Source organism: Neobacillus notoginsengisoli, from assembly GCF_003515685.1.
In the GTDB taxonomy this organism is placed as follows: domain Bacteria; phylum Bacillota; class Bacilli; order Bacillales; family Cytobacillaceae; genus Bacillus_D; species Bacillus_D notoginsengisoli.
On sequence record NZ_QWEG01000005.1, the window covers coordinates 266944 to 291962 of the forward strand.

Consider the following 25019-nt stretch of genomic DNA (forward strand, 5'->3'; position numbering starts at 1 on the left):
ATAAACTGTAACCAAGAGTAAAGTCTTGGCAGGGGGCGGGAGCATGCGTCTGGAACGTTTAACAGCAAATAAAATCAAAATTTTTATTACCTCTGATGATCTATTTGAAAGGGGATTGTCGAAGGAAGACATCATGAAGGACTCGCTCAAATGGCGGCAGCTTTTTCAAGATATGCTTCAGGAAGCAAGTGAGGAACTTGAAGTTGAGATTCAAGGTTCCGTAGCCGTTGAAGTATTTTCGCTCCAGGCCCAAGGAATGGTTTTAATCATTACAGTCAATGCTGTTTCAGATGAAGAGGATCACCTTTACGATGGTTTTATTGAAATGCAGGTAACGGTTGAAGGTTATGATAAGCTCTTATTTCAGTTTGAGACGATTGAAAATGTCATTCAGCTGGCAAAACGGCTTTCACAAATCTCCACTGGTGGGGGGAGCCTTTATTTTATGAATGGCTTATATTATATGGTATTTGATGCACATAACGAAAAGTCCGAGAGAAATGCGGCAATCATGGCAGAATACGGGCATGCTTCCATACTTAGTCCATATATGCTTGAAGAATACGGAAACCTGATCATTCAAAACAAAGCGGTTGAAATAATTCTTCAGCATTTTAACTAAGCGGCAACCCTGGGAAAAATGGGTCCGCTTTTTTTGTTTTTTTCTTCTCGAGACATAAAGAAGGGGACTGAGAACGCTTACAAAAATACCGCCAAAATAGACAGAATTGCCATTTTTTATCCTTGCATTAATTATCCAAAAGTGTATACTATGTCATGAAAGCCAAGGACTTTAGAGCAGTGATATCATAGGAGGTTTATAAATGGCAGCGGGGAAAGCTAATGAAAGTCAGAATCTTGAGAAACATGATGTTCTAAAATCCACGCAGACGGTTATTCATAAAGCGTTGGAGAAACTGGGATACCCCGAAGAAGTGTTTGAGCTACTGAAGGAACCAATTCGGATGATGGTCGTAAAGATTCCAGTCCGAATGGATGATGGTTCCACAAAAATTTTTACTGGGTACAGAGCCCAGCATAATGATGCAGTCGGCCCAACAAAAGGGGGAATCCGTTTTCACCCCAATGTAACGGAGAAGGAAGTAAAAGCCCTTTCCATTTGGATGAGCCTAAAATGCGGGATTGTCGATCTTCCTTATGGGGGAGCTAAAGGCGGAATTATCTGTGATCCCCGCGTAATGTCGTTCAGGGAGCTTGAGAGGCTAAGCCGCGGCTATGTTCGAGCAGTCAGCCAAATTGTTGGACCAACAAAGGATATACCGGCTCCTGACGTATTTACAAATTCACAAATCATGGCATGGATGATGGACGAATATAGTAAAATTGATGAATTCAACTCACCAGGATTTATTACGGGTAAGCCGCTTGTACTTGGCGGATCCCATGGCCGTGAGTCTGCAACTGCAAAGGGCGTTACCATTTGCATTCGAGAGGCTGCAAAGAAAAAAGGGATTGAACTTGTTGGAGCAAGGGTAGTCGTTCAGGGATTTGGAAATGCCGGAAGTTATTTATCAAAATTCTTGCATGATGCAGGAGCAAAAGTCATCGGCATTTCAGATGCATACGGAGCCCTGTACGATCCAGACGGCCTGGATATTGATTATCTTCTAGACCGCCGCGATAGCTTTGGGACTGTCACAAAGCTGTTCAATGATACAATTACGAATAAAGAATTGCTGGAGTTGGATTGTGATATCCTTGTACCAGCTGCGATAGAAAACCAGATTACCGAAGAAAATGCGCATAATATCCGCGCGTCCATCGTAGTAGAAGCAGCCAATGGCCCTACTACACTTGAAGCCACACAAATTCTTACCGAAAGAGGGATCCTACTAGTGCCTGACGTACTGGCTTCCGCAGGTGGGGTCACCGTTTCCTATTTTGAATGGGTTCAAAACAACCAAGGATATTACTGGGCAGAGGATGAAATCGAAGAGAAACTCGAAAAAGTAATGGTTAAATCATTTGCTAATATTTTTGAGACAGCGCAAAATAGACGGGTCGACATGCGGCTCGCCGCATATATGGTTGGGGTCCGAAAAATGGCTGAGGCCAGCCGTTTCAGGGGCTGGATTTAATCCAAAGCTGCTTTTCCCCCCAAGGACAGCCGTGACCATTGAAACTTCCAAGGAAATCTCCTATCATTAATTGATGGGAGATTTTTTATTGGTTAAGCAGTTTAGTGAATTGGAGTGAGCATTTTGCAAAAGGAAGATGTGATTATCATTGGCGCCGGCCCGTGCGGATTGGCTGCAGCCATTGATTTAAAAGATATAGGAAAAAACCCATTGATTATTGAAAAAGGAAACATTGTGAATTCAATCTATAACTACCCGACACACCAGACATTTTTCAGTACAAGTGAAAAGCTGGAAATCGGCGAAGTTCCTTTTATTACTGAAAACTATAAACCAGTCCGCCTTCAGGCACTCGTATACTATCGGGAAGTAGTAAAAAGAAAGGAATTAAGAATCAACTCGTTCGAAAAAGTGATTGATATTACACCGGCAGGCAGTTCCTACCTCGTTGAGACCAACAAGCAGGTCTATGAGGCTCCATATGTCATTATTGCAACTGGCTATTACGATAACCCAAATTTATTGGGGGTGCCCGGTGAGAGCCTGGATAAGGTTTTCCATTATTTCAAGGAAGGACACCCTTACTTTGATAAAGATGTTTGTGTCATTGGAGGTAAAAATTCCAGTGTCGATGCTGCCATCGAGCTTCATAAAGCGGGTGCAAGGGTAACAGTTTTATATCGCGGAAGTTCATATTCCCAGAGTATTAAACCATGGATTTTACCTGAATTTGATTCCCTCGTCCGTAATGGTGCAATTCGACTTGAATTTGAAGCGCATGTTGAAGAAATTACGAAAAACTCAGTTGTCTTCCGAAAAGGGAATGAGCAAATCACGCTTAAAAATGATTTTGTGTTTGCTATGACTGGCTACCGGCCCGACCATGGATTTTTAAGGAAGATCGGGGTCCAAATTGATGAGGACTCAGGCAGACCTTTATTTCATCCAGAAACAATGGAGACGAATTTACCTGGAATATTTATCGCGGGAGTAATAGCCGCCGGGAATAACGCTAACGAAATCTTCATCGAAAATGGCAGATTCCATGGCGGCCAAATCGCCACAGCAATTTCGGGCAGAAGCAGATAATTATACAAAGATTCAACTTCGTTTTTATTCAAGGCAAGGTCTACAAAGCTAGTTGATTGGTACAGAAGGCCCGTAGACTCCTCGAAAATGCTATCGCATTTTCTTCGTGCAAAGCCTATTCGAGGATGCTGTTTGTCCTGCGGGATGCGGCTCCACTGACGCCCCGCGGAAAGCGAAGCGCCTCGTGACAGGCAAAAACCGCCTGTCCCTGCGATGTTGATTCAATGAAGCTTTCCTTTGTGGAGTGGAAATTAACCGCAAGGTTTAAAAGAATGAAAAAACTTTTGAAATATATATGAAAGTGTTTTATGATAGGCCAAAAAATAAATCGCAGGTGATCCGAATGAAAAAGGTAATCTTATTGACAACAGGCGGCACAATAGCCAGTAAACCAAATAAAGCCTCAGGAAAACTTGCCTCCGGGGAACTGACAGGCGAAGAACTGGCAGGAATGTGCAACTTGCCGGATAACATTGAAGTCATTGTTGAATCGGTATTTCAAAAAGCAAGCATGCATATTACCTTTGAAGATCTAGTTCATTTAAAGAACAAAATAGAAGAATATTTTGAGGATGAAACGGTTTCCGGAGCAGTTGTCACACATGGAACCGATTCACTTGAAGAAACAGCTTATTTTTTGGATCTGACTGTGAATGACGAACGTCCCGTTGTCGTAACAGGCTCACAGCGCTCGCCGGAGGATATGGGGAGCGATGTATATATTAACCTTCGCCATGCGATATACAGTGCCTGTTCCCCAGACCTAAAGGGAGCTGGCACTGTGGTAGTATTCAATGAGCGGATATTTGCTGCCAAGTATGTAAAAAAGGAGCACGCATCCAATATCCAAGGTTTTAACTCCTTTGGCTTTGGTTACTTGGGCATTATCGACAATGACGAAGTGTTCATCTACCAAAAGCCGATTAGGAGGGAAGTTTATAAACTGAAAACAAGCATCCCAAAAATCGAATTAATCAAATGCTATATCGGCGCTGATGGTACCTTCATTAAAGCTGCAAGGGAAAATGGCGCTAAAGGGATTGTATTGGAAGGGGTAGGCAGAGGTCAAGTTGCACCATTGATGATGGATGAAATTGAACGGGCAATTGCAGAAGGCATCATCGTGGTCATCACAACAAGTGCCGAAGAAGGCGCAGTTTATCCAACTTATGATTATAGGGGAAGTGCCTATGAGCTTGTAACAAAAGGAGCGGTCCTTGGCAGCGATAATGATCCGAAAAAGGCAAGAATGAAGCTGGCTGTAGTTTTGGCGAGTGGCCTGAGCGAGGCTGAATTTTAATTTCTTCTATATTCCATTTTCTTTCCGGTTAAGCCATGATACGATAGAAGAAATAATTACAGTTTTCCCACTTTGGAAAGAAATGAGGGCAGTGCATGCTGGGGATTTTTTCTGCCGGGATTGCACCCGGCCTCGCGTTACTAAGCTATTTTTATTTAAAAGATGAAGTTGAAACTGAGCCAATTCCGGTTGTTTTCAGGACTTTTCTATATGGCGCTTTACTAGTTTTCCCAATCATGTTTATGCAGCATGTTTTGGAAACGGAGAATATTATCACTTCGGGCTGGATGGAAGCATTCTTTTCTTCAGGGCTTTTTGAGGAGTTTTTTAAGTGGTTTATTCTATTCTACGCCGTTTATCAGCATGTTGCTTTCGATGAGCCCTTTGATGGAATCGTTTATGGGGCTGCTGTTTCCCTTGGATTTGCAACAGCTGAAAATATTTTTTACCTAGTTGGCAATGGTCTGGAGCACGCCATTGGAAGGGCACTCCTTCCTGTGCCAAGCCATGCACTTTTTGGCGTCATTATGGGCTATTATATGGGCAAAAGCAAATTCAGCAAGGCTGGCGGTAAGAAATGGATCTTGCTATCTCTCTTTGTGCCGGTCATCCTTCACGGAAGTTATGATTATATTTTGATTACACAGGAACATTGGCTTTATTACATCATGCCTTTTATGGTTTTCCTTTGGTGGTTTGGTTTAAGAAAAGTCAAAAAGGCCAGGGCTCTAAGCGCAGCCTATCTCAAAAATCAATATCAGCATCAAAAACCTCTTCAAACTTAGCGAAGAGGTTTTTTCTTTTCCATTGACTCTAACCTTTGTGTATAAAAAACTCCTTTCCACAAAAAATAGCTTTAATGGAAAAAAGAAATGGATTTGGAGGTACTATCCATGTATGTTATTCAAAAGACTGCGGCCTTGAAATTTGTTTCAATTCTTTTATTCTTCTCGATTTTAATGGGGGGAGGAGAGAAGTCCCATGCCTTCACCAACCAGGTCATACAGTACGGATCTGTTGGAGAAGACGTAATCGAGCTTCAATCAAGGCTGAAATATATTGGCTTTTACAGTAAAAAAATCGATGGGGTTTTTGGATGGAGCACGTACTGGGCACTAAGGAATTTTCAATATGAATTTGGCCTGCCAATTGATGGGCTCGCCGGCAGTGCAACGAAGGCCAAGCTTGTGAAAGCGACAAAGTACAATAAGGGGAGTGCGGCAGGAGGGAAAAAGGCTCCTGCAAAGCCGAAAGCAACAAACGTGCCAAATGGATTTTCGCAAAATGATATAAAGTTAATGTCAAACGCGGTTTATGGCGAAGCAAGAGGGGAGCCTTATATTGGTCAAGTAGCTGTAGCTTCTGTTATTTTGAACAGGCTGGAAAGCTCAACTTTTCCCAATACAATTTCAGGAGTTATCTTTGAACCGCTTGCTTTCACTGCTGTCGCAGACGGGCAAATATGGCTGACGCCAAATGATACTGCCAAAAAAGCTGTGATGGACGCGATAAACGGATGGGATCCGACAGGCAATGCCCTTTATTATTTTAATCCCGAAACAGCAACGAGCAAATGGATCTGGTCCCGGCCACAAATTAAGCGGATTGGTAAACATATATTTTGCAAATAAGCGGGTGAAAAGATGATTAGAAACATTATTATTGGTGTTTTAGTACTTGGTATTGCCGGTACAGCATATTGGGGATATCAAGAAAAGAAAGAGAAAACCGCTGTTCTTTTGAACGCTGAAAATAACTACCAACAAGCTTTCCATGATTTGACTTTCCAAGTCGATTTGCTCCATGACAAGCTTGGTACAACACTTGCCATGAACTCGCGAAAATCTCTCTCTCCGTCGCTTGCTGACGTGTGGAGAATCACTTCTGATGCCAGGCAGGATGTAGGAAGGCTGCCTCTCTCCCTGCTCCCGATTAATAAAACGGAAGAATTTCTTAGCAATGTAGGGAACTTTAGCTACAAAACGGCAGTCAGGGATCTTGAGAAGGAGCCTTTAAGCAAGAAAGAATACAAAGCATTGCAAAATTTATATCAGCAAGCAGCAGATGTACAAAAAGATTTAAGGCAAGTACAACATTTGGCTCTAAAAAATAACCTGCGCTGGATGGATGTAGAGTTGGCGCTCGCAGCCGGTAAAGAGAATGCCGATAATACCCTCATCGACGGCTTTAAGACAGTCGAGAAAACAGTATCAGGGTATGATAAAACTGATTTCGGTCCTGGCTTCACTGATCTGAAGGTGAATGACAAGAATATCAGTAAACTGACTGGCAAAAAAATTACCAAAAACGAAGCGATTGCCACAGCTAAGAATTATATTGGCTTCGATGGAAATTCGGAAGTCAAGGTCACTGAAAATGGCAAAGGCTCTGATTATGGATTTTATTCAGTATCCATTTCCAACAAAAAAGCTAATTTAGAGGCAAGTATGGATATCACCAAAAAAGGCGGGTATCCAATCTGGTTTTTGAACAATCGGCCGGTGAAAAAACAAAAATTGTCTTTAAACGAAGCAAGTAATCGCGCTTTGAAATTCCTGGGGGATAATGGATACAAATCAATGGAACTTTTCGAAAGCGCACAATACGACAATATAGGCGTTTTCACTTTTGTGACGAAAACAGGGAACGTAAGGATTTATCCTCAATCAATAAAGATGAAAATCGCTCTTGATAACGGCTTGCCAGTAGGCCTTTCAGCTGATGATTACTTAAAGAATTATAGGAAAAGAGATATTAAAGGTGCTTCGTTAAGCAGCCAGCAAGCCAGGCAAAAGATAAACCCGCAAGTGAAAATAATGGAGGAACGGGAAGCGGTTATCTTAAATGACTCCAGCCAGGAAGTGCATTGCTATGAATTTTTGGGAACGATGGGTGAGGACTCCTACCGAATATTCATCAATGCCGATAGTGGGGAAGAGGAAAAAGTCGATAAATTAAAGGATGCGGAAGAGATGTTCGAGGATACTCTCTAAAAGGGTGAAGAGCGTATTAAAATTTCCCAACCCGGGCAAAACTTGATAAAAAACAGGGTGGTGCAATATGGCCAATATAGAACGAATCGTATTAAAAATAGCTGTTATACAGTTCCTCTTCCTGTTAATTGCCCAGATTTTCATCCACAGATTCGATTTTCATCCTGAACTTAAGACAATCAGCAAGTATGAAGGGACAGAAAGTAAAACGTATACTGAAATTCTGGAAACCTTCCAGGGGAAATAAGGGCAGGAATATTCCTGCCCTCTTCCTATTCTATCCATTCTATATGAAATAGGGCGAGAGCTATTTTTCAATCTATGGTAAAATGGTTTATTGAAGGCAAAAAGAAAATACATTCGTTTTTGCTAAGACTATATATGGCCATGTAACAGGAGGAACTATGGAGAAGAAAATATCAATTGCAATTGACGGACCCGCTGCGGCAGGTAAGAGCACCGTAGCAAAAATAGTCGCAGAAAGTCTGTCTTATATTTATATCGATACTGGAGCAATGTACCGGGCACTTACATATAAAGCACTCGAAATGGGGGCAGACATTGAGCAGGAAAGGGAACTAATGGACATTCTTCTGTCTAGTAAAATAGAACTATTCCCTTCTGAAAAGGGTCAGTTGGTGGTTCTGGACGAAAAAGATGTAACAAATGCGATACGCACAGCAAATGTTACGAACTCTGTTTCAATTGTGGCGAAACATCGGAAAGTTAGAGAGGAAATGGTTAAAAGACAGCAAAAGCTTGCATTAAGCGGCGGAGTCGTCATGGATGGCCGGGACATTGGCACCCATGTCCTCCCGAATGCTGAAGTGAAGATTTTTCTGCTTGCCAGTGTTGAGGAAAGGGCAGCCAGAAGGCATGCGGAAAATATTGATAAAGGGTATGAATCCGACTATGAAACGCTGAAAAAGGAAATTGCTGCGCGGGACAAGTATGATTCTGAGAGGGAAGTCGCTCCATTGACAAAGGCTGAGGGGGCGACGGAAATTGATACAACTTCCCTTTCAATCGAAGAAGTTGTAGATCGCATCATGACACTTGTTAAGGAAAGAGTGGAACAGTTATGACTTTTTATTCTTTTGCTAGATTTGTCGCTAATGCAGCTTTAAAACCGTTATACCGTTACAAGGTATATGGCCTCGAAAACTTCCCTAAAGAGGGTGGAGTCCTTTTGTGCTCCAACCATATAAATAATCTTGATCCACCCGTTGTGGGCATCACCTCGCCGCGTCCAGTCCATTTCATGGCAAAAGAGGAACTTTTCACGGTACCGGTTCTCAAGAGCATTATCAGGGCGTGCAATGCATTTCCGGTAAAACGTGGGATGAGTGACCGAGAAGCATTAAGGAAAGGACTCGGGGTATTAAAAGCGGGCGAGGTTTTAGGACTGTTCCCAGAGGGAACAAGGAGTAAAACAGGGGAGATAGGAAAAGGCCTCGCTGGTGCAGGTTTTTTTGCCCTCCGGTCTGAAGCGCATGTTGTGCCGTGCGCCATTATTGGTCCTTACAAAGCGTTTCGGAAATTGACGGTCATTTATGGGGAGCCGATTGATATGGATAGCCTACGAAAAGAAAAAGCTTCTCCCGAAGTGGTGACAGAATTAATCATGTCGGAAATACGCAAACTTATTGAGAAGCATAAAGGGGTTTCCGCTTGACAAAAATGTCCTTTTATAAGAAGTTAGTAAAAAGGATATTATTTTGAATATTCTTAGAATCGCAGCCGCTATGATGGGCGCCGCATGCCACGCATGTGCCGCATCTATATATTTTATAAGGGCAGCCAATGGTTAAGGAGGAGTACATATGTCGGAAGATATGAATCAGATTGAAGTAGGAAATTTTGAAGTTGGAGACAGAGTGACAGGACAAGTTACCAAAGTGGAAGAAAAGCAAGTTCTTGTCGATATCCAAAACAGCAAACTCGATGGAATCATTCCAATCAGCGAATTGTCGAGCATCCATATTGAGAAGGCCTCAGATGCAGTTGCCGAGGGCGACAGCCTCGATCTTGAGGTATTGAAAGTAGAGGAAGAGGCCCTAATCCTTTCCAAACGCAAAGTTGATGCGGAGAAGGCATGGGATGAACTTGAACAGAAATTCCAAGGCGGGGAAGTGTTCAATGCGGAAGTCAAAGATGTTGTAAAGGGCGGCCTTGTCGTCGATCTCGGCGTACGCGGTTTTGTACCCGCATCTCTGGTAGAAGCATATTTTGTAGAAGATTTTTCCGATTACAAAGGGAAAGAACTTTCCTTTAAAATCGTTGAACTCGATAAGGAAAAGAACAGGCTGATTCTATCCCATAGAGCAGTTGTCGAAGAGGAAAAAGGCAGAAAGAAACAAGACTTGCTTGAGACAATCCAGGCCGGTGAGGTCATCGAAGGAACTGTTCAAAGGATTACAGACTTTGGGGCTTTTGTTGACATTGGAGGAATTGATGGTCTTGTCCATATTTCCCAACTCTCCCACGAACATGTGGAAAAGCCAGGAGATGTGGTTGAAGAGGGTCAAAAAGTGAATGTTAAAGTTTTGAATGTTGACCGCGATAACGAAAGGATTTCCTTGTCCATTAAGGAAACCTTACCAGGACCTTGGGAGAATATAGCTGAAAGAGCACCAAGGGGAACTGTTTTGAACGGAACTGTCCGCAGGCTTGTTTCCTATGGAGCATTTGTAGAAGTATTCCCGGGTGTTGAAGGTTTAGTGCATATTTCTCAGATTGCCCATAAACACATCGGAACTCCTCATGAGGTCCTGCAAGAAGGGCAGGAAGTAGAGGTTAAAGTACTTGATGTCAATGAAAAGGAGCAGCGCCTGTCGCTGAGTATCAAGGACCTTCTTGAAAGAGATGTTGAAGAGAACGTCGACTATGAGCTCCCTGAAGAGTCAAAAGGCTTCCAGCTAGGCGAACTACTCGGTGATAAGCTTAAGAACATTAGGAACAAATAAAATATTAAGAGGCTTCCGCTCTTACAGCGGAAGCCTTTTTCAATTTTTAGGAAACTATAGATTTCGCTACTGTGGATAACTTACTTATCAGGCGTGGCTACATCTAGCTTCAGCGCCTACGCGTGCGCAAACTTCAGGTCTCCTCCCTACGATAAGTCATCATCGATTCGCTAGCGCTCTTCGTGATTCCTTTATCTCAGTCGAAGCCCTTCCAGTTTGTACGGCGATGACCAAGGCGCTTACGCTTTTGTTCTTGTCTAGGACTGTTTATTGTCATTAAGCTTTCTCGCTTCTTCAGGAGTTTGAAGGCCGGTTGCTCCAGGGTAATGAAGCGATTGATCCCGGTCTGATTGTACTCTCCTGCTTTCGCGCAATTTTTTCTCCTGCCTGTCTTTTCCCATTCTTTTTCACCTCCCCTATTCAAATAATTCCACATCCATTCTTCTTTCATCCTGGTATGAAAATACATAGGCTTTACCCATAATGGTAAAGATAGGAGGAGACAAGGATGGATGGATTAATATTTTTTCTAAATGCCTGGATAATTTGGATTTATTTAATATTTTTTGCCCAAGGAAAAGCTGGAAAAAGTAAAATAGCGGGGGGTGTCCTCTTACTGTCAATTATTTTGTCCCCTCTGTATGTTGAAGTGGGAGGAATAAAAATTTATGGTGGAGGCTTATGTTTATTCTTCTGCTCAGTTTCCTTTTTATACAAAGCTAAACTGAGAAAAATTATCTTTTTAACCATATGCTCCGTGGTCCTATCGGCTATTTACAGTTCCCTAAAGTTTTTTGAACTGTTTGATCCGGTCATTTTTATCATAAATAGGGAATGGATCGTATCAATCATCTTGGCAATCGTCGCAATTATTCTTCAAAGGTCAGTAAAATGGAGGCTCATGTTGGTTGCGATAGGCACTTTTCAAGGTGAAGTGTTAGTTTCGATGGTACTAAGAGATACATTTTCCCTTGATATAGGCGGGTACGCTTATTTGGATGCATTATCTATGACTGCGGCTTTCGTTCTATTTTGGAGCTTTCTTGAGGCAGCGAAGACATGGTTGAATTCGTCAATCGTTGTTTTTGAAAGGAATAAGAAGTCTTCTTCATAAAATAAATTCGATAACGTTTTGAGAAAAGGGTTAGTTAGTAAATAGCTTTTCATTGCGCAGAAGGTATAAGATTGATACTATAATTAAGTTAAGCCCTTCAAAGAGATAGAAGGGTTTCTTTTATAGAATACAGGAATGGCAGTTCAGCCTGTATTGAATGAAGCTTATGAAGTGAGTTTATTATGAGATAGTAAGGGTGAGCATAATGGCAAAACCAACAGTTGCAATAGTCGGCCGTCCGAACGTTGGTAAATCAACGATTTTCAATAGAATCGTCGGAGAAAGAATTTCAATAGTTGAAGATATTCCTGGGGTGACAAGGGACAGGATATACAGTTCTGCGGAATGGCTGACACATGATTTTAATATTATTGACACCGGTGGAATCGACCTTGGTGACGAGCCTTTTCTGGAACAAATACGCCAGCAGGCTGAAATTGCAATAGACGAAGCTGATGTCATAATCTTTCTTGTAAACGGCAGGGAAGGTGTTACAGCCGCGGATGAAGAAGTTGCAAAGATTCTTTATAAGACGAAAAAACCAGTTGTCCTGGCTGTAAATAAAATTGATAACCCAGATATGAGGGCGGATATATTCGATTTTTACGCCCTTGGCTTTGGTGATCCTTTCCCAATTTCCGGCGCGCACGGCCTGGGACTTGGCGATCTTCTTGATGAGGCAGCTAAGCATTTTCCAAAAACAGACACAGAAGACTATCCGGAAGATATTATTAAGTTTTCCTTGATTGGAAGGCCGAATGTTGGAAAGTCTTCACTCGTAAATGCGCTTCTTGGTGAGGATAGGGTCATCGTCAGTAACATTGCCGGAACTACCCGCGATGCAATTGACTCGCTGTATGAATATGAAGGTCAGGAGTATGTCATTATTGATACAGCCGGTATGAGGAAAAAAGGGAAGGTTTATGAAAGCACTGAGAAGTACAGTGTTCTTCGCGCTTTAAGGGCGATTGAAAGATCAGATGTCGTTCTCGTTGTATTAGACGGCGAAGAAGGAATTATTGAGCAGGATAAGAAAATAGCAGGCTATGCGCACCAGGCCGGCAGAGGCGTTATTATCGTTGTGAATAAATGGGACGCCGTTGAGAAAGATGAAAAAACAATGAAAGAGTTCGAACAGAAAATCAGGGAGCATTTTCAGTTTCTTGACTATGCCCCAATTGTATTCCTGTCTGCAAAAACGAAGAAAAGGGTTCATACATTACTGCCAGCCATTCAAATGGCTAGTGAAAACCATGCCATGCGCGTGCAGACAAATATCCTAAATGACATTCTCATGGATGCAATTGCAATGAATCCTACTCCAACAGACAAAGGGCGCAGACTGAAAATTTATTATGCAACCCAAGTTGCAGTCAAGCCTCCAACGTTTGTTGTTTTTGTTAATGATCCTGAGTTAATGCACTTTTCGTACGAGCGGTTTTTGGAAAATCGAATCAGGGATTCATTTGGTTTTGAAGGAACCCCAATCCGGATTTATTCCAGAGAAAGAAAATAATGTGAGGGGCGTGAGTTGAATGGGGACAACTAAAACAGTCGTACTTGGAGCCGGGAGCTGGGGAACAGCGCTTGCACTTGTACTTGCTGATAACGGGAAAAAAGTCTCCTTATGGAGCCACAATCCAGATCAAGTTAGAGAAATAAATGAATCCCGTACAAATAAAAGATATTTGCCAGGTATTGAAATACCGGAATTGATTATTGCTACTTCCTCACTTGGCGAGGCACTTAAAGGAACAGATACTGTTATACTTGCCGTTCCTACAAAGGCAATCAGGGAAGTGTCTGGGAAAATAAGTGAAATATCTAACGCTCCCCTAACCATTGTCCATGTTAGTAAAGGAATAGAACCGGATACGCACCTAAGAATTTCTGAAATGATTAAGGAGGAAATGTCTCCTGAATCGTTAAAAGCCATTGTTGTTCTTTCAGGGCCTAGCCATGCTGAAGAGGTTAGCTTGAGGCATCCAACGACGGTCGCGGTTTCCTCGGAAAATATGGACGAAGCAGAAAGGATTCAAGACCTTTTTATTAATCAAAATTTCAGAGTTTACACGAATCCGGATATCGTCGGTGTTGAAATTGGCGGGGCGTTGAAAAATATTATCGCGCTTGCTGCAGGCATTACAGATGGCCTCGGTTTTGGAGATAACGCCAAAGCTGCACTCATGACAAGGGGATTGGCGGAAATCTCAAGAATCGGTACAAAAATGGGCGCGAACCCTTTAACCTTTGCTGGCCTAGCCGGAATTGGCGATTTAATCGTGACATGTACAAGTGTTCATTCACGAAATTGGCGGGCGGGAAACATGCTTGGCAAAGGCCAATCTCTTGATGAAGTACTCGACAGTATGGGCATGGTAGTTGAAGGGGTAAGGACAACTAAGGCGGCATACCAGCTAGCAGCCAAATATGAAGTGGAAATGCCTATAACGGAGACCTTGTACAAGGTGCTTTTCGAAGATCTACCAGCGAAAGAAGGAGCAGAACTTCTGATGGCGCGTGATAAAACACATGAAATGGAAGATTTGACAAATATACTGAATGGGAATTAACGGGCATTCGCACAAATTCATATGCGTGGGCTTTTTGGCGATGCAATCATGATTCTATCTGCATACAATGCAACGAATCAAATGGCAAGTGAAGCGTTGCATGGGTATATTAGTCATGTGGATGAGCAGGGGATTTCCTGCTCTTTTTTTTGTTTTTTAATTTTGGATGTTGATTTACACTACGGGCACACGCTTTCCGCGGGGCGAAGCTGCTACTTGAATTAACTCGTGCTGCTTTGCGGCTGAAGGTTCGAATTCTCGAATATTCTATGGCGCAGGAGCATCCTTTGTGGAGCCTCCTCGCTGTTTGGCTAGCTCCAGCGCCTAGCCCCTCGAGGTCGCTTCGGTCTTTCAGGTGAAGTCGAAGAATGCCTTCTCCTTCAGGCCATCCAGCGCCTGGCTACGCTGAGCATCCCGACGGAGTCGGTGCCTTTCGTTTCAATCAACGTAGACATTTATCAATATTACTACGGTAAATAACGTTCTATTCCATCTCTTTGGCCGGCTGTGATATAATTACTTTTTGAAGAGGGGGAGATTATTTTGTCACCGGCATTAATGAAAATGTGGGTATCGCTGGCAGCAATGGGGTTTATGTTTATTTCAATTGTCAGCATTTATTTCAGCCGCTATAAACTAAAAGGAGCTTTCAGAATGATTACGGCTATTTTTGCATATGCCCTGATGATTCTGGCAGGCATCATTATTTTCATTGTTGTTATGAGCGGCCCGACAGCAGACTAGAAAAAATAGATAATTAGAGGGTTGATTGTATGCGAAAAACCTTGAAGGTTGCCTGGCTGTTTTTTGCATTATTGCTGCTGAATGGATGTATGTATCCGAGCGGTGAACTGGCAAAAAACCAGATTCCTTATGAAGAGCAGCTAAAGTCTGTTCAGGCTGCCGTAGAAAGCTTCCAAAAAGATAATGGCGGCATCCTTCCTATCAAAACAAAGGAAGCGGAGACGCCCATTTATGAAAAATATGTGATTGATTTCAGTAGGATATCGCCTCGCTATTTGCAAGAACCGCCAGGAAATGCTTTTGAGAATGGCGGGGTTTTTCAGTATGTCTTGATTGATGTGGAAACAAAGCCGACTGTTAAACTTCTTGATTTAAGAGTGGCCGATCAAATCCGTGACATAAAAATGAGAATAAGGGCGAATGGGTATCCACCCTACAAGGAGAAACTAGCCGATAACGTTTACACGATTAATTTTTCCAGCCTCGGATATAAAGAACCGCCACATGTGGTAAGCCCCTATACCCAGCAAAACTTATCTTTTGTTGTGTCAGGAAACGCTGAAGTCTATGTGGATTATCGGAGTGATTTATATCAGGTGTTAAAAAAGTCAACGAGAAAATTTAAGGAAGGAGAAGATATCCGCTTAGTTCTGATGGACGAATCTATGTTTGTTCCCGGGTATTCCCTTCCGTATACAATTGACAATAATGGGGAACCGGTCTTTCTTAAAAAGCAATAAAGAGAAACAAACCCGAAATTATTATATAACAAAGGCATAACCCTTTTCCTGAAAAATATACTTACAGGAGAAGGGTTTTTGTTTTTATTCCGCTGATTCTCATTAACTGTTTTTACTGAACAGGAGGTAAAAATAAATATCTCAAATATAAGCATAATCAGATAGGACAACATCATAAACATATACTGTCCAAAATTATCTAAATGGATACTATTATCCCACTTACTCTAGGATCGGGAGGGGATCACTTGGAAAAGGTAGATATTTTCAAAGATATTGCTGAACGGACTGGCGGCGATATTTATCTTGGAGTTGTTGGGGCGGTGCGCACCGGCAAATCCACTTTTATCAAAAAGTTTATGGAATTGGTTGTACTGCCGAATATGAGCAATGAGGCGGACAGGGCAAGGACGCAGGATGAATTGCCGCAGAGTGCTGCGGGAAAGACGATTATGACAACAGAGCCTAAATTTGTCCCAAATCAGGCTGCAACGGTATTTGTCGATGAGGGGCTTGAAGTAAATATCAGGCTTGTCGATTGTGTCGGATACACTGTGCCGGGGGCAAAGGGCTATGAAGATGAAAACGGGCCAAGAATGATTACAACTCCGTGGTATGAAGAGCCGATTCCGTTCCATGAAGCTGCGGAAATAGGTACGCGGAAAGTCATACAGGAGCACTCCACCATAGGAGTTGTTATCACAACTGACGGAAGTATTGGAGAAATTCCTCGCAGCTCCTATCTTGAAGCAGAGGAAAGGGTCATTAATGAGTTAAAGGAAGTAGGGAAGCCTTTTATAATGGTTGTAAACAGCGCTCAGCCACATCATCCTAATACAGAGACACTGAGGGCTGGCCTATCGGAAAAATATGATATTCCGGTAATTGCCATGAGTGTTGAAGGGATGAGGGAATCAGATGTCTTGAATGTCCTCCGTGAAGCACTTTACGAGTTCCCGGTTCTCGAGGTGAATGTGAATCTTCCTAGCTGGGTAATGGTATTAAGGGAGAATCATTGGCTCCGTGAAAGTTATCAGGAAGCTGTCAAGGAAACAGTCAAGGATATTAAAAGACTCAGAGACGTGGATAGAGTCGTTCACCAGTTCAGTGATTTTGAATTCATTGAAAGAGCTGGCCTGGCGGGAATTGATATGGGGCAGGGGGTCGCAGAGATTGATTTATATGCCCCTGATGAATTGTATGATGATATTCTAAAAGAAATAGTTGGCGTCGAAATACGGGGCAAGGATCACCTTCTAGAGCTTATGCAGGAATTTGCCCACGCAAAGGCGGAATACGATCATATATCGGATGCATTGAAAATGGTGAAGCAGACTGGTTATGGCATTGCCTCCCCTACCTTGTCGGACATGAGTCTTGAAGAACCTGAGATTATCAGGCAAGGGGCCCGCTTTGGAGTGAGGTTAAAAGCAGTCGCACCATCCATCCATATGATTAAAGTCGATGTAGAATCCGAATTCGCTCCAATTATTGGGACTGAGAAACAAAGCGAAGAGCTTGTTCGTTATCTGATGCAGGACTTTGAAGATGACCCTCTGTCCATCTGGAATTCGGATATTTTTGGCCGAAGCCTTAGTTCTATTGTCCGTGAAGGCATTCAGGCAAAGATTTCACTGATGCCTGAAAATGCCCGATATAAACTGAAAGAAACACTGGAGCGGATTATTAATGAAGGTTCTGGCGGTCTAATCGCCATTATATTATAACACCTAGTCTTCTGTGCCAGAATTACCCCTTCCAGCCTTTCATATAACTTTGTTGAGGTTCCCGAGCGGAGCCTCTTTTTTACGACAATTTTTGCACAACGGAATAAAAACTTAAAAGATTCCCATGTTTTGAAGGAATATTCTTGCCATGGGCAAATGATTGTGATAATCTTTTAACAGAATTAGCCTCACAAAGCTTAAAGCCTTAATTTCATTGGGTTTTCTTTTAGTTTTTAATCAAAACGATTGAAATCCAGCAAGGCTTGCTATATGATAAGCCTTGTCAATAAAATACGTAACTACCACGTATAAAATTGATGAAATTTGTTTAGAAATGTAGATAAGTAATCTTATCTACTAACTGGGCAAATTATTTGGGAGGAGGTGAATGGCATGAACAAGACAGAACTTATCAATGCAGTTGCAGAGGCTAGCGAACTTTCAAGGAAGGACGCTACCAAAGCGGTTGATGCTGTTTTTGATTCCATTTTAGAAGCACTTAAAAATGGCGAGAAAGTTTCATTGATCGGATTTGGAAACTTTGAAGTTCGCGAGCGCTCCGCACGTAAAGGACGCAACCCGCAAACCGGCGAAGAAATCGAAATCGCTGCAAGCAAGGTTCCAGCTTTCAAACCAGGTAAACAACTCAAAGACGCAGTGAAATAATTACATAGAACGTGCTTTGGGCGCAAAAAAGCCATGGATGACTCCATGGCTTTTTTTCTACCTTCAGAACAAAATGCGCAAGCGCCTTCGCGACAGGAAAAAACCGCCTCGCGACAGGCAAAGATCGCCTGTCTCTGCGATGCAAATTCCTTGGAGCTTTCCTTAGTCGCCCTTAATGCGAGCGAAGCGTAGCCAAGCTTAACACGAGACGTCCAGAAGGCGGTCTTTGCCTTCTTGACGGATTGGCTTAAGACCTCGAGGGGCTAGGCGCTCCTCGAAAGTCCTTATTATGCTATCGCATAATTTCGTGCGATGTAACTTCTGAGAAGCTTTCCTTGTGCTAACGCTTTTCCTTCGTGCGATGCTTATGCTCCCGAAGCTTTCCTTTGTGGAGCTGGATTACTAAAATTTATTTCGAGTTATTCACAAGGTAGTATTTTATAGATTTCTACAACATGAGAAAAGCCTAACACTTTGCTTGCGCTAAAATGGTTATGCTAATATGGTATAGACTTGCATGAAATCTGTAGGGGGTAAGGAAATGCCAACCGTAAATAAAGCCCAAATTGAAGAGGCAGTACGCATGATTCTTCAGGCAATCGGGGAGGACCCGGAAAGAGAAGGGCTTCTAGATACACCAAAGCGTGTTGCAAAAATGTATGAAGAAGTATTCAGTGGATTGAATCAGGACCCGGGTGAATACTTTGAAACAATTTTTGGAGAAGACCACGAGGAACTCGTTCTCGTGAAGGATATTCCGTTTTATTCAATGTGTGAACATCATCTCGTTCCGTTTTTTGGCAAGGCTCATGTCGCCTATTTGCCTCGTAATGGAAAGGTGACAGGTCTTAGTAAGCTTGCAAGGGCAGTTGAAGCAGTTGCGAAACGTCCGCAGCTGCAGGAACGAATCACTTCTGAGATTGCGAACAGCATTATGGATAGGCTACAGCCTCATGGTGTAATGGTTGTGGTCGAAGCTGAGCATATGTGCATGACAATGCGGGGGGTTAAAAAGCCGGGATCCAAAACGGTTACATCCGCTGTCCGTGGTATTTTTGTCGAAAACGCCATTGCCAGATCCGAGGTCTTGTCATTTATTAATAACTGACCAACTTTTTTATAAGGCAGGGGTATCCAATGGAAAAGCGAGAACAGCAAACATCGGATTTTATCGTTATTAAAGCCAATGAAGATGGCGTGAATGTCATTGGGCTAACGAGGGGAACAGATACAAGGTTTCACCATTCAGAGAAGCTTGATAAAGGGGAAGTGATGATCGCCCAGTTTACAGAACATACTTCCGCAATAAAAATCAGGGGAACGGCAACAATCATGACGAGTGTCGGTCAGATAGAAAGCGATTCAGGGAAATAGTTTTACATTGGACCAGAATGGCATGCAGGACAGCTGTTCTGGTTTTTTGCTTACAGTGTTCTTAATTATTATTTTGTGAAACACTGCCCATAGAAAAATGTTTTATGTTATAATGATGACTGCTATGTTTAAGGTTTTTATTTTAATCATTGTTGTATTTATTCAACAGGCTATTACATAGAATGACACAGCTTTGGTATGGTCCGGGGTGATTATTGTGCAAGAAATGAAGAATAAGATAGCAGAAATCAGGGCTTTAATTGAAAATAAGGTGCTTCATCCCTATCTGCTCCAATATATAGAAAAACCTCATATTGATGAAGACAAGCTCCTTCTCCTTGTATCGACAATGGAAGGCCTTGGACTGACAGATAAAGAGATGAAAAATTATGCACTTACCGTCATGCTTGTCCAAATTGCCCTTGATATCCATGAACATGTTTCCAATAAACAGACCCACTCCGGATTAAAAGCACGCCAGCTGACTGTCCTTGCTGGTGACTATTATAGCGGGCTTTACTATAAACATTTAGCCGAGTCCGATGATATTTTAATGATCCGCTCTTTGTCGAAAGGCATTAAAGAAGTAAATGAGCACAAGACTTTTTTGTATCAACAAGAGTTTGATTCAATAGGCGCTCTCTTGAATAGTTTGAAAATGGTTGAAGCAGCTCTATTCTCCAAACTGTCTGATTACTTTGGACGAAGTGCCTGGACGACATTTTCTGGAAATTTCTTATTGCTGAAACGGCTTCTTAAAGAGAGGTCAGAATATATTGAATATGGTAAATCTCCATTTTTCGACGCGTTATTTGCACTCTCTGATAAGAGTGTTTGCAGAGGGGAATCCGATTTAAAACAAATTCTTTTACAAAAACTTGATCAGCAGCTTTTCCTCCTTGAGCAGGAAATGAAAAAAAAGCTGGATTCTTTAATTGATATGAACGACTCTTTCAAAGAAAGACTTGAAGAGCTTTTCAGTCAAATAAAAATATTAGTGGAAGAAGGGTAAAGGCATGCAACGGTCCAAGGAAGAACGGGTTCATTCAGTGTTTGAGAGCATCTCTGATAATTATGACAAAATGAATTCCGTTATCAGTTTTAAGCAGCATATTGCCTGGCGGAAGGACACGATGAAAAGGATGAATGTCCGCTCCGGGTCAAAGGCACTTGATGTTTGCTGTGGTACTGCCGACTGGACAATTGCCTTGTCGGATGCTGTTGGAGAGGACGGCGAGGTAATCGGGCTCGATTTCAGTAAGAACATGCTTAAAATCGGCCAGCAGAAAATAGACTCCCTGCAGCTGAAGAACGCTTCGCTCATTCATGGTAACGCCATGGAACTTCCTTTTCCGGACAATCATTTCGATTATGTAACGATTGGATTCGGACTTCGCAATGTGCCTGATTACATGCAAGTATTAAAAGAAATGCACAGGGTTGTTAAACCTGGCGGAATTGCGATCTGCCTGGAAACATCGCAGCCGACCATGCCAGTGTACAGACAGCTTTATTTCTTTTATTTCCGCTATATTATGCCTGTCTTCGGGAAGTTGTTCGCAAAAAGCTATGAGGAGTATTCATGGCTGCAGGAGTCTGCCCGGGATTTTCCCGGTGCAAAGGAACTTGCTAGAATGTTTGAGGATGCTGGCTTTTATAAGGTGGTCTATAAACCATATAGTGGAGGCGCTGCGGCAGTCCACATCGGCTATAAAGACTGAGGTTTAGAAGTACTTGAAGAAGAGCAGGGTGAGTGCCGATGAAATTAAAAATGATGACTTCATTTTTAAATTCGGATTTAACATTAATCGAGAATACACTTGAAGAAACAATACAGGCGGAATCCTCGCTGCTGAGGCAGGCATCATTGCATACCCTGCAGGCCGGCGGAAAGCGGATTCGCCCTGTTTTTGTTTTATTGGCAGCAAAATTCGGTGAATATGACATTCATATCATTAAAAATGTAGCAGTGTCCCTAGAACTTATCCATATGGCATCGCTTGTCCATGATGATGTCATTGATGATGCAGAACTTCGAAGAGGCAAACCGACAATAAAATCCAAATGGGATAACAGGATCGCCATGTATACAGGTGATTATATTTTTGCGCTTTCCCTGGAATTGATGACCAGCATTGAAAAACAAAAAGCTCATAAAATACTTGCAAACACCATTGTAGAGGTTTGTGTTGGCGAAATTCAGCAAATCAGTGACAAGTATCGGTATAATCAATCGATTAGGGATTACTTCAGACGCATTAAACGGAAAACGGCTCTACTAATTGCTGTTAGCTGCCAACTGGGTGCCATTGCAGCGGATGCAAGCGAGGAAATCAGCAAGAAATTATTTTTATTTGGCTACTATGTCGGTATGTCCTATCAAATCATTGATGATGTTCTTGATTTTACATCTTCAGAGAAAGAATTGGGTAAACCTGCCGGAAGCGATTTGATTCAAGGTAATATTACTGCTCCAGTCCTGTATGCGATGGCTGATCCGCATGCCAGGAGGAAAATAGAGAAAATTAGGGAGCACACAAGCAGGGATGAACTTGAGGATGCAATACTGGCAATTAAGAGTACAGGGGCAATTGAAAAGTCCATTGAACTCAGTGACCGATATTTACATAAAGCGTTGGATATCTTGGACGATTTGCCAGCTAACAGGGCCAGAAAAACGTTAAGGGATATAGCGAAATATATAGGCAAGCGGAAATTTTGATTACGTGCGGTGAAAGTCGCGTTTTTTCCTTCTTGCCTATCTTTCTAAATAGTGTTACTATTTTCGTGGATTGCTTCTACACGCAGTCAGGTTACATATTTGTTTAGGAGTGGAATTATGGAAAAAACATTTTTAATGGTTAAGCCAGACGGAGTCCAAAGAAATGTAGTTGGTGAAATAGTCGCCCGTTTTGAGAAGAAGGGATTCCAGCTTGTTGGCGCAAAATTGATGAGTATCCCGCGTGAACTTGCCGAAGAACATTACGGCGAGCACAAAGAACGTCCGTTTTTCGGAGAACTTGTTGACTTTATTACTTCCGGCCCGGTTTTTGCGATGGTATGGCAGGGGGAGAACGTGATTGCAACCGCACGTCAAATGATGGGGACAACCAATCCAAAGGATGCCGCACCTGGAACTATCCGTGGTGACTTTGGCCTGACAGTTGGAAAGAATATTATTCACGGATCTGACTCTCCAGCAAGCGCAGAGCGTGAAATCGGTATTTTCTTCAAGGAAGAAGAACTTGCCGAATACACCAAGTTAATAGACGGCTGGGTATATTAAAAGAAAAAAGGCACTTGTCAAAACGAGTGCCTTTTTTGTATACGTTTTCTTAATTTGGGGATAAAAGTAATTTTATATAAGGGGGCAAAGAAAAATGAGATATTTAACAGCAGGTGAATCACACGGGCCGCAGTTAACCGTCATTATTGAAGGAGTGCCGGCCGGGATGCCAATCGAGGCTAAACAGATCAATGAGGAGCTTGCCCGAAGGCAGAAAGGCTATGGCCGCGGCAGGCGGATGCAAATTGAAAAGGATACCGTAGAAATCGCGGGCGGAATCCGCCATGGAAAAACCCTCGGCTCCCCAATTGCACTTGTCATTAAAAATGATGACTGGAAACACTGGACACACATTATGGGGCCAGAATCCATTGATGAAGACGCGGAGTCTGAAGTAAAAAGACGGATATCAAGGCCGCGCCCAGGACACGCGGATCTGAATGGAGCTATAAAATATGGCCATCGGGATATGAGGAATGTCCTTGAACGTTCTTCAGCAAGGGAAACAGCAGCGAGGGTTGCCGCAGGAGCTGTAGCCAAAGTTTTGCTCATTCACGCCGGAATTGAACTTGTATCATATGTAACTGAAATTGGCGGAGTAAAAGCGGAATTTCAGGATATTTCAATCCAGGAAAAGAAAATGCGGAGTGAAGCGTCGCCTGTCCGCTGTCTCGATGGAAATGCCGAAACAAAAATGATGCAGGCAATTGACTCGGCCAAAGAAAATGGGGATTCAATTGGCGGAATAGTCGAAGTCACTGCTGAGGGTATGCCTCCTGGAATTGGCAGCTATGTCCAATATGACAGGAAACTGGATTCGAAAATAGCGGGTGCGATTGTTAGCATTAATGCCTTCAAGGGAGTTGAATTCGGAATCGGGTTCAAGGCCGCAGAAATACCAGGTTCCCTTGTCCATGACGAAATTGTCTGGAGTGAGTCGGATGGCTACAGCCGCAAGACGAATCGCTTAGGCGGCTTTGAGGGCGGCATGACAAACGGTATGCCAATCATCGTTAGAGGTGTTATGAAGCCGATTCCTACGCTTTATAAGCCATTGCTTAGCGTCGATATTGAAACAAAAGAACCCTTCGCTGCGAGTATTGAACGGTCTGACAGTTGTGCGGTTCCCGCCGCGGCGGTTGTTGCAGAAAATGTTGTGGCTTGGGAACTGGCTGCCGGTCTTGTAGAGCAATTCAATGCGGACCGCTTTGATGTCTTCCTGGAGGATTTAAAAAATCACCGTGAACGGGCGAGGTTGTTCTAATGCAAAAACTGGAACTGAGTACAGCAGAGAAAAAGTATCCAATTGTTATAGGAGAAAATGCTGTCTCGTCGATCGCCCCCTTTTTACAGAATGACCTAAACGGATTTTCCAGACTGATGATCATGACCGATCAGAATGTGGGAAAACTTCACCTAGAGAACCTCCTGAAACAGCTGGACGAATTCAGGCCAGCTGTTTTCAGTGCACCTGCTGGTGAAAAAGCAAAATCATTAGAAATATATGAGGAAGCGATAACTTTTTCCCTTGAAAATGGGCTGGACAGAAAATCTTTCATCATTGCTTTTGGCGGGGGGGCAATTGGCGATCTAGCAGGCTTTGTGGCTGCGACTTTCATGAGAGGGATACGATTTATCCAGGTTCCTACCACCATTTTGGCCCATGACAGTTCTGTAGGCGGAAAAACGGGAATCAACCATCATCTTGGAAAAAATATGATTGGGGCTTTCCACCAGCCTGAAGCAGTGTTTTACGACCTCTCATTTATTAATAGTCTTCCTCCCCATGAGGTTCGATCCGGATTTGCGGAAGTGGTGAAACATGCTCTAATTGGTGATCCTGACTTGTTTGATTGGCTTAGGATGAATGTTTCAAGTCTTGAAGGAGTCACGCCAATGCAATATGAAGAAATGCTCGCAAAAGGTATATCGGTAAAAGCAAAAATTGTTAGACAAGATGTGCACGAAAAAGGAATCAGAGCTTACCTTAATTTTGGGCATACATTGGGCCATGCCATTGAGGCTGAGATGGGGTATGGGAATATCACTCATGGAGAAGCGGTTATGATTGGGATGGTCTTTGCACTTGAAATCAGTAAAGAAAAAAGCGGGCTTGATTTTGAACTGGACGGGTTCAAAACATGGATAGAAAGCATAGGGTACAGGACCTCTCTGTCGTCTGAGATTTCGAAAGAAGGATTGTTGAAACGGATGAAAAAAGACAAGAAGGCAATAGGGGGAACAGTCCGATTCGTTCTGTTAAATAAAATAGGCGTCCCTGAACTTGTCGAGCTTCCGGACTCCTTTTTAAAAAAGAAGCTGGGGAGTTTTTTATAAATTAAAAAAAT

27 protein-coding genes are annotated in these 25019 nt (G+C 42.6%); 26 read left to right on the top strand and 1 reads right to left on the bottom strand.

The genetic code is table 11. The features are described from left to right. Window positions 1–43 precede the first annotated feature (43 nt). The 11 genes from D1B31_RS09840 (at window position 44) to rpsA (ending at window position 10447) form a co-directional block, all read left to right on the top strand. Entirely contained in the window at window positions 44–622 is a 579-nt protein-coding gene (locus D1B31_RS09840) for a genetic competence negative regulator (protein WP_118920598.1), read from the top strand. A 202-nt stretch (window positions 623–824) separates the two neighbouring features. Beyond that, entirely contained in the window at window positions 825–2099 is a 1275-nt protein-coding gene (locus D1B31_RS09845) for a Glu/Leu/Phe/Val family dehydrogenase (protein ID WP_118920599.1), read from the top strand. Window positions 2100–2222: 123 nt separating this feature from the next. Further along, window positions 2223–3188, top strand: a complete 966-nt coding sequence (locus D1B31_RS09850; RefSeq protein WP_118920600.1) for a YpdA family putative bacillithiol disulfide reductase — start codon at window positions 2223–2225, stop codon at window positions 3186–3188. 343 nt (window positions 3189–3531) lie between these two features. After that, window positions 3532–4488, top strand: a complete 957-nt coding sequence (locus tag D1B31_RS09855; RefSeq protein ID WP_118920601.1) for an asparaginase — start codon at window positions 3532–3534, stop codon at window positions 4486–4488. Between the two features lie 95 nt (window positions 4489–4583). After that, window positions 4584–5273: a glutamic-type intramembrane protease PrsW gene (gene prsW / locus D1B31_RS09860; RefSeq protein WP_118920602.1), complete on the top strand. Its 690-nt coding sequence runs from the start codon at window positions 4584–4586 to the stop codon at window positions 5271–5273. A 174-nt stretch (window positions 5274–5447) separates the two neighbouring features. After that, entirely contained in the window at window positions 5448–6119 is a 672-nt protein-coding gene (sleB, locus tag D1B31_RS09865; RefSeq protein WP_240035237.1) for a spore cortex-lytic enzyme, read from the top strand. Window positions 6120–6131: 12 nt separating this feature from the next. Continuing rightward, a complete protein-coding gene (gene ypeB / locus D1B31_RS09870) occupies window positions 6132–7481 on the top strand; it encodes a germination protein YpeB (protein WP_118920604.1) in 1350 nt (449 codons plus the stop codon). Window positions 7482–7548: 67 nt separating this feature from the next. After that, entirely contained in the window at window positions 7549–7728 is a 180-nt protein-coding gene (locus D1B31_RS09875; RefSeq protein ID WP_118920605.1) for a YpfB family protein, read from the top strand. A 157-nt stretch (window positions 7729–7885) separates the two neighbouring features. Continuing rightward, window positions 7886–8566 (top strand): (d)CMP kinase, encoded by a 681-nt coding sequence (gene cmk, locus D1B31_RS09880; RefSeq protein ID WP_118920606.1) that lies wholly within the window; start codon window positions 7886–7888, stop codon window positions 8564–8566. After that, entirely contained in the window at window positions 8563–9156 is a 594-nt protein-coding gene (locus tag D1B31_RS09885; RefSeq protein WP_118920607.1) for a lysophospholipid acyltransferase family protein, read from the top strand. The genes cmk and D1B31_RS09885 overlap by 4 nt, the downstream gene beginning before the upstream one ends. Before the next feature lie 148 nt (window positions 9157–9304). After that, entirely contained in the window at window positions 9305–10447 is a 1143-nt protein-coding gene (rpsA, locus tag D1B31_RS09890) for a 30S ribosomal protein S1 (protein WP_118920608.1), read from the top strand. A 257-nt stretch (window positions 10448–10704) separates the two neighbouring features. On the opposite strand, the gene D1B31_RS09895 is transcribed toward rpsA, so the two are convergent. Beyond that, window positions 10705–10848 carry a YpzI family protein gene (locus D1B31_RS09895; RefSeq protein WP_118920609.1) on the bottom strand — a complete coding sequence of 48 codons (144 nt, stop codon included), beginning with the start codon at window positions 10846–10848 and terminating at the stop codon, window positions 10705–10707. Between the two features lie 107 nt (window positions 10849–10955). On the opposite strand from D1B31_RS09895, the gene D1B31_RS09900 reads away from it, so the two are divergent. From D1B31_RS09900 to aroB, 15 genes are all read left to right on the top strand, one after another. Further along, window positions 10956–11561, top strand: coding sequence for a YphA family membrane protein (locus D1B31_RS09900; protein WP_118920610.1), 606 nt, complete (start codon window positions 10956–10958; stop codon window positions 11559–11561). A 205-nt stretch (window positions 11562–11766) separates the two neighbouring features. Continuing rightward, a complete protein-coding gene (gene der, locus D1B31_RS09905) occupies window positions 11767–13077 on the top strand; it encodes a ribosome biogenesis GTPase Der (protein WP_118920611.1) in 1311 nt (436 codons plus the stop codon). A gap of 19 nt (window positions 13078–13096) precedes the next feature. Next, window positions 13097–14134 (top strand): NAD(P)H-dependent glycerol-3-phosphate dehydrogenase, encoded by a 1038-nt coding sequence (locus D1B31_RS09910; protein ID WP_118920612.1) that lies wholly within the window; start codon window positions 13097–13099, stop codon window positions 14132–14134. A gap of 543 nt (window positions 14135–14677) precedes the next feature. Next, window positions 14678–14878: a DUF2768 domain-containing protein gene (locus D1B31_RS09915; RefSeq protein WP_118920613.1), complete on the top strand. Its 201-nt coding sequence runs from the start codon at window positions 14678–14680 to the stop codon at window positions 14876–14878. Between the two features lie 29 nt (window positions 14879–14907). Next, window positions 14908–15618 carry a hypothetical protein gene (locus D1B31_RS09920; protein WP_118920614.1) on the top strand — a complete coding sequence of 237 codons (711 nt, stop codon included), beginning with the start codon at window positions 14908–14910 and terminating at the stop codon, window positions 15616–15618. Between the two features lie 248 nt (window positions 15619–15866). Continuing rightward, on the top strand, window positions 15867–17345 hold the full coding sequence (spoIVA, locus tag D1B31_RS09925) for a stage IV sporulation protein A (protein WP_118920615.1): 1479 nt from the start codon (window positions 15867–15869) through the stop codon (window positions 17343–17345). A gap of 393 nt (window positions 17346–17738) precedes the next feature. Further along, the gene (locus D1B31_RS09930) at window positions 17739–18011 is read left to right on the top strand and encodes an HU family DNA-binding protein (protein ID WP_118920616.1); all 273 of its coding nucleotides are present in this window, start codon (window positions 17739–17741) and stop codon (window positions 18009–18011) included. 541 nt (window positions 18012–18552) lie between these two features. Continuing rightward, window positions 18553–19119, top strand: a complete 567-nt coding sequence (gene folE / locus D1B31_RS09935) for a GTP cyclohydrolase I FolE (RefSeq protein WP_118920617.1) — start codon at window positions 18553–18555, stop codon at window positions 19117–19119. Window positions 19120–19148: 29 nt separating this feature from the next. Next, entirely contained in the window at window positions 19149–19385 is a 237-nt protein-coding gene (gene mtrB, locus D1B31_RS09940) for a trp RNA-binding attenuation protein MtrB (RefSeq protein ID WP_118920618.1), read from the top strand. A gap of 226 nt (window positions 19386–19611) precedes the next feature. Next, the gene (locus D1B31_RS09945) at window positions 19612–20397 is read left to right on the top strand and encodes a heptaprenyl diphosphate synthase component 1 (protein ID WP_158587515.1); all 786 of its coding nucleotides are present in this window, start codon (window positions 19612–19614) and stop codon (window positions 20395–20397) included. Window positions 20398–20401: 4 nt separating this feature from the next. Beyond that, entirely contained in the window at window positions 20402–21106 is a 705-nt protein-coding gene (locus D1B31_RS09950) for a demethylmenaquinone methyltransferase (RefSeq protein WP_118920620.1), read from the top strand. 38 nt (window positions 21107–21144) lie between these two features. Then, on the top strand, window positions 21145–22107 hold the full coding sequence (gene hepT / locus D1B31_RS09955; RefSeq protein WP_118920621.1) for a heptaprenyl diphosphate synthase component II: 963 nt from the start codon (window positions 21145–21147) through the stop codon (window positions 22105–22107). Between the two features lie 117 nt (window positions 22108–22224). Further along, a complete protein-coding gene (gene ndk / locus D1B31_RS09960) occupies window positions 22225–22671 on the top strand; it encodes a nucleoside-diphosphate kinase (protein ID WP_118920622.1) in 447 nt (148 codons plus the stop codon). Between the two features lie 94 nt (window positions 22672–22765). Beyond that, entirely contained in the window at window positions 22766–23935 is a 1170-nt protein-coding gene (gene aroC / locus D1B31_RS09965) for a chorismate synthase (RefSeq protein WP_118920623.1), read from the top strand. Next, a complete protein-coding gene (gene aroB / locus D1B31_RS09970; RefSeq protein WP_118920624.1) occupies window positions 23935–25008 on the top strand; it encodes a 3-dehydroquinate synthase in 1074 nt (357 codons plus the stop codon). Before aroC ends, aroB begins: the two co-directional genes overlap by 1 nt. Window positions 25009–25019 lie beyond the last annotated feature (11 nt).

What these genes read in the sequence shown, in the direction of transcription:
- folE (WP_118920617.1), top strand. Translation starts at nt 18,553, where the DNA reads ATGCCAACCGTAAATAAAGCCCAAATTGAAGAGGCAGTACGCATGATT.
- rpsA (WP_118920608.1), top strand. Translation starts at nt 9,305, where the DNA reads ATGTCGGAAGATATGAATCAGATTGAAGTAGGAAATTTTGAAGTTGGA.
- hepT (WP_118920621.1), top strand. Translation starts at nt 21,145, where the DNA reads ATGAAATTAAAAATGATGACTTCATTTTTAAATTCGGATTTAACATTA.
- D1B31_RS09910 (WP_118920612.1), top strand. Translation starts at nt 13,097, where the DNA reads ATGGGGACAACTAAAACAGTCGTACTTGGAGCCGGGAGCTGGGGAACA.
- D1B31_RS09930 (WP_118920616.1), top strand. Translation starts at nt 17,739, where the DNA reads ATGAACAAGACAGAACTTATCAATGCAGTTGCAGAGGCTAGCGAACTT.
- der (WP_118920611.1), top strand. Translation starts at nt 11,767, where the DNA reads ATGGCAAAACCAACAGTTGCAATAGTCGGCCGTCCGAACGTTGGTAAA.
- ypeB (WP_118920604.1), top strand. Translation starts at nt 6,132, where the DNA reads ATGATTAGAAACATTATTATTGGTGTTTTAGTACTTGGTATTGCCGGT.
- aroC (WP_118920623.1), top strand. Translation starts at nt 22,766, where the DNA reads ATGAGATATTTAACAGCAGGTGAATCACACGGGCCGCAGTTAACCGTC.
- D1B31_RS09840 (WP_118920598.1), top strand. Translation starts at nt 44, where the DNA reads ATGCGTCTGGAACGTTTAACAGCAAATAAAATCAAAATTTTTATTACC.
- prsW (WP_118920602.1), top strand. Translation starts at nt 4,584, where the DNA reads ATGCTGGGGATTTTTTCTGCCGGGATTGCACCCGGCCTCGCGTTACTA.
- D1B31_RS09945 (WP_158587515.1), top strand. Translation starts at nt 19,612, where the DNA reads ATGAAGAATAAGATAGCAGAAATCAGGGCTTTAATTGAAAATAAGGTG.
- cmk (WP_118920606.1), top strand. Translation starts at nt 7,886, where the DNA reads ATGGAGAAGAAAATATCAATTGCAATTGACGGACCCGCTGCGGCAGGT.
- mtrB (WP_118920618.1), top strand. Translation starts at nt 19,149, where the DNA reads ATGGAAAAGCGAGAACAGCAAACATCGGATTTTATCGTTATTAAAGCC.
- D1B31_RS09920 (WP_118920614.1), top strand. Translation starts at nt 14,908, where the DNA reads ATGCGAAAAACCTTGAAGGTTGCCTGGCTGTTTTTTGCATTATTGCTG.
- aroB (WP_118920624.1), top strand. Translation starts at nt 23,935, where the DNA reads ATGCAAAAACTGGAACTGAGTACAGCAGAGAAAAAGTATCCAATTGTT.
- D1B31_RS09950 (WP_118920620.1), top strand. Translation starts at nt 20,402, where the DNA reads ATGCAACGGTCCAAGGAAGAACGGGTTCATTCAGTGTTTGAGAGCATC.
- D1B31_RS09875 (WP_118920605.1), top strand. Translation starts at nt 7,549, where the DNA reads ATGGCCAATATAGAACGAATCGTATTAAAAATAGCTGTTATACAGTTC.
- sleB (WP_240035237.1), top strand. Translation starts at nt 5,448, where the DNA reads ATGGGGGGAGGAGAGAAGTCCCATGCCTTCACCAACCAGGTCATACAG.
- D1B31_RS09900 (WP_118920610.1), top strand. Translation starts at nt 10,956, where the DNA reads ATGGATGGATTAATATTTTTTCTAAATGCCTGGATAATTTGGATTTAT.
- ndk (WP_118920622.1), top strand. Translation starts at nt 22,225, where the DNA reads ATGGAAAAAACATTTTTAATGGTTAAGCCAGACGGAGTCCAAAGAAAT.
- D1B31_RS09845 (WP_118920599.1), top strand. Translation starts at nt 825, where the DNA reads ATGGCAGCGGGGAAAGCTAATGAAAGTCAGAATCTTGAGAAACATGAT.
- D1B31_RS09885 (WP_118920607.1), top strand. Translation starts at nt 8,563, where the DNA reads ATGACTTTTTATTCTTTTGCTAGATTTGTCGCTAATGCAGCTTTAAAA.
- D1B31_RS09895 (WP_118920609.1), bottom strand. Translation starts at nt 10,848, where the DNA reads ATGGGAAAAGACAGGCAGGAGAAAAAATTGCGCGAAAGCAGGAGAGTA.
- D1B31_RS09855 (WP_118920601.1), top strand. Translation starts at nt 3,532, where the DNA reads ATGAAAAAGGTAATCTTATTGACAACAGGCGGCACAATAGCCAGTAAA.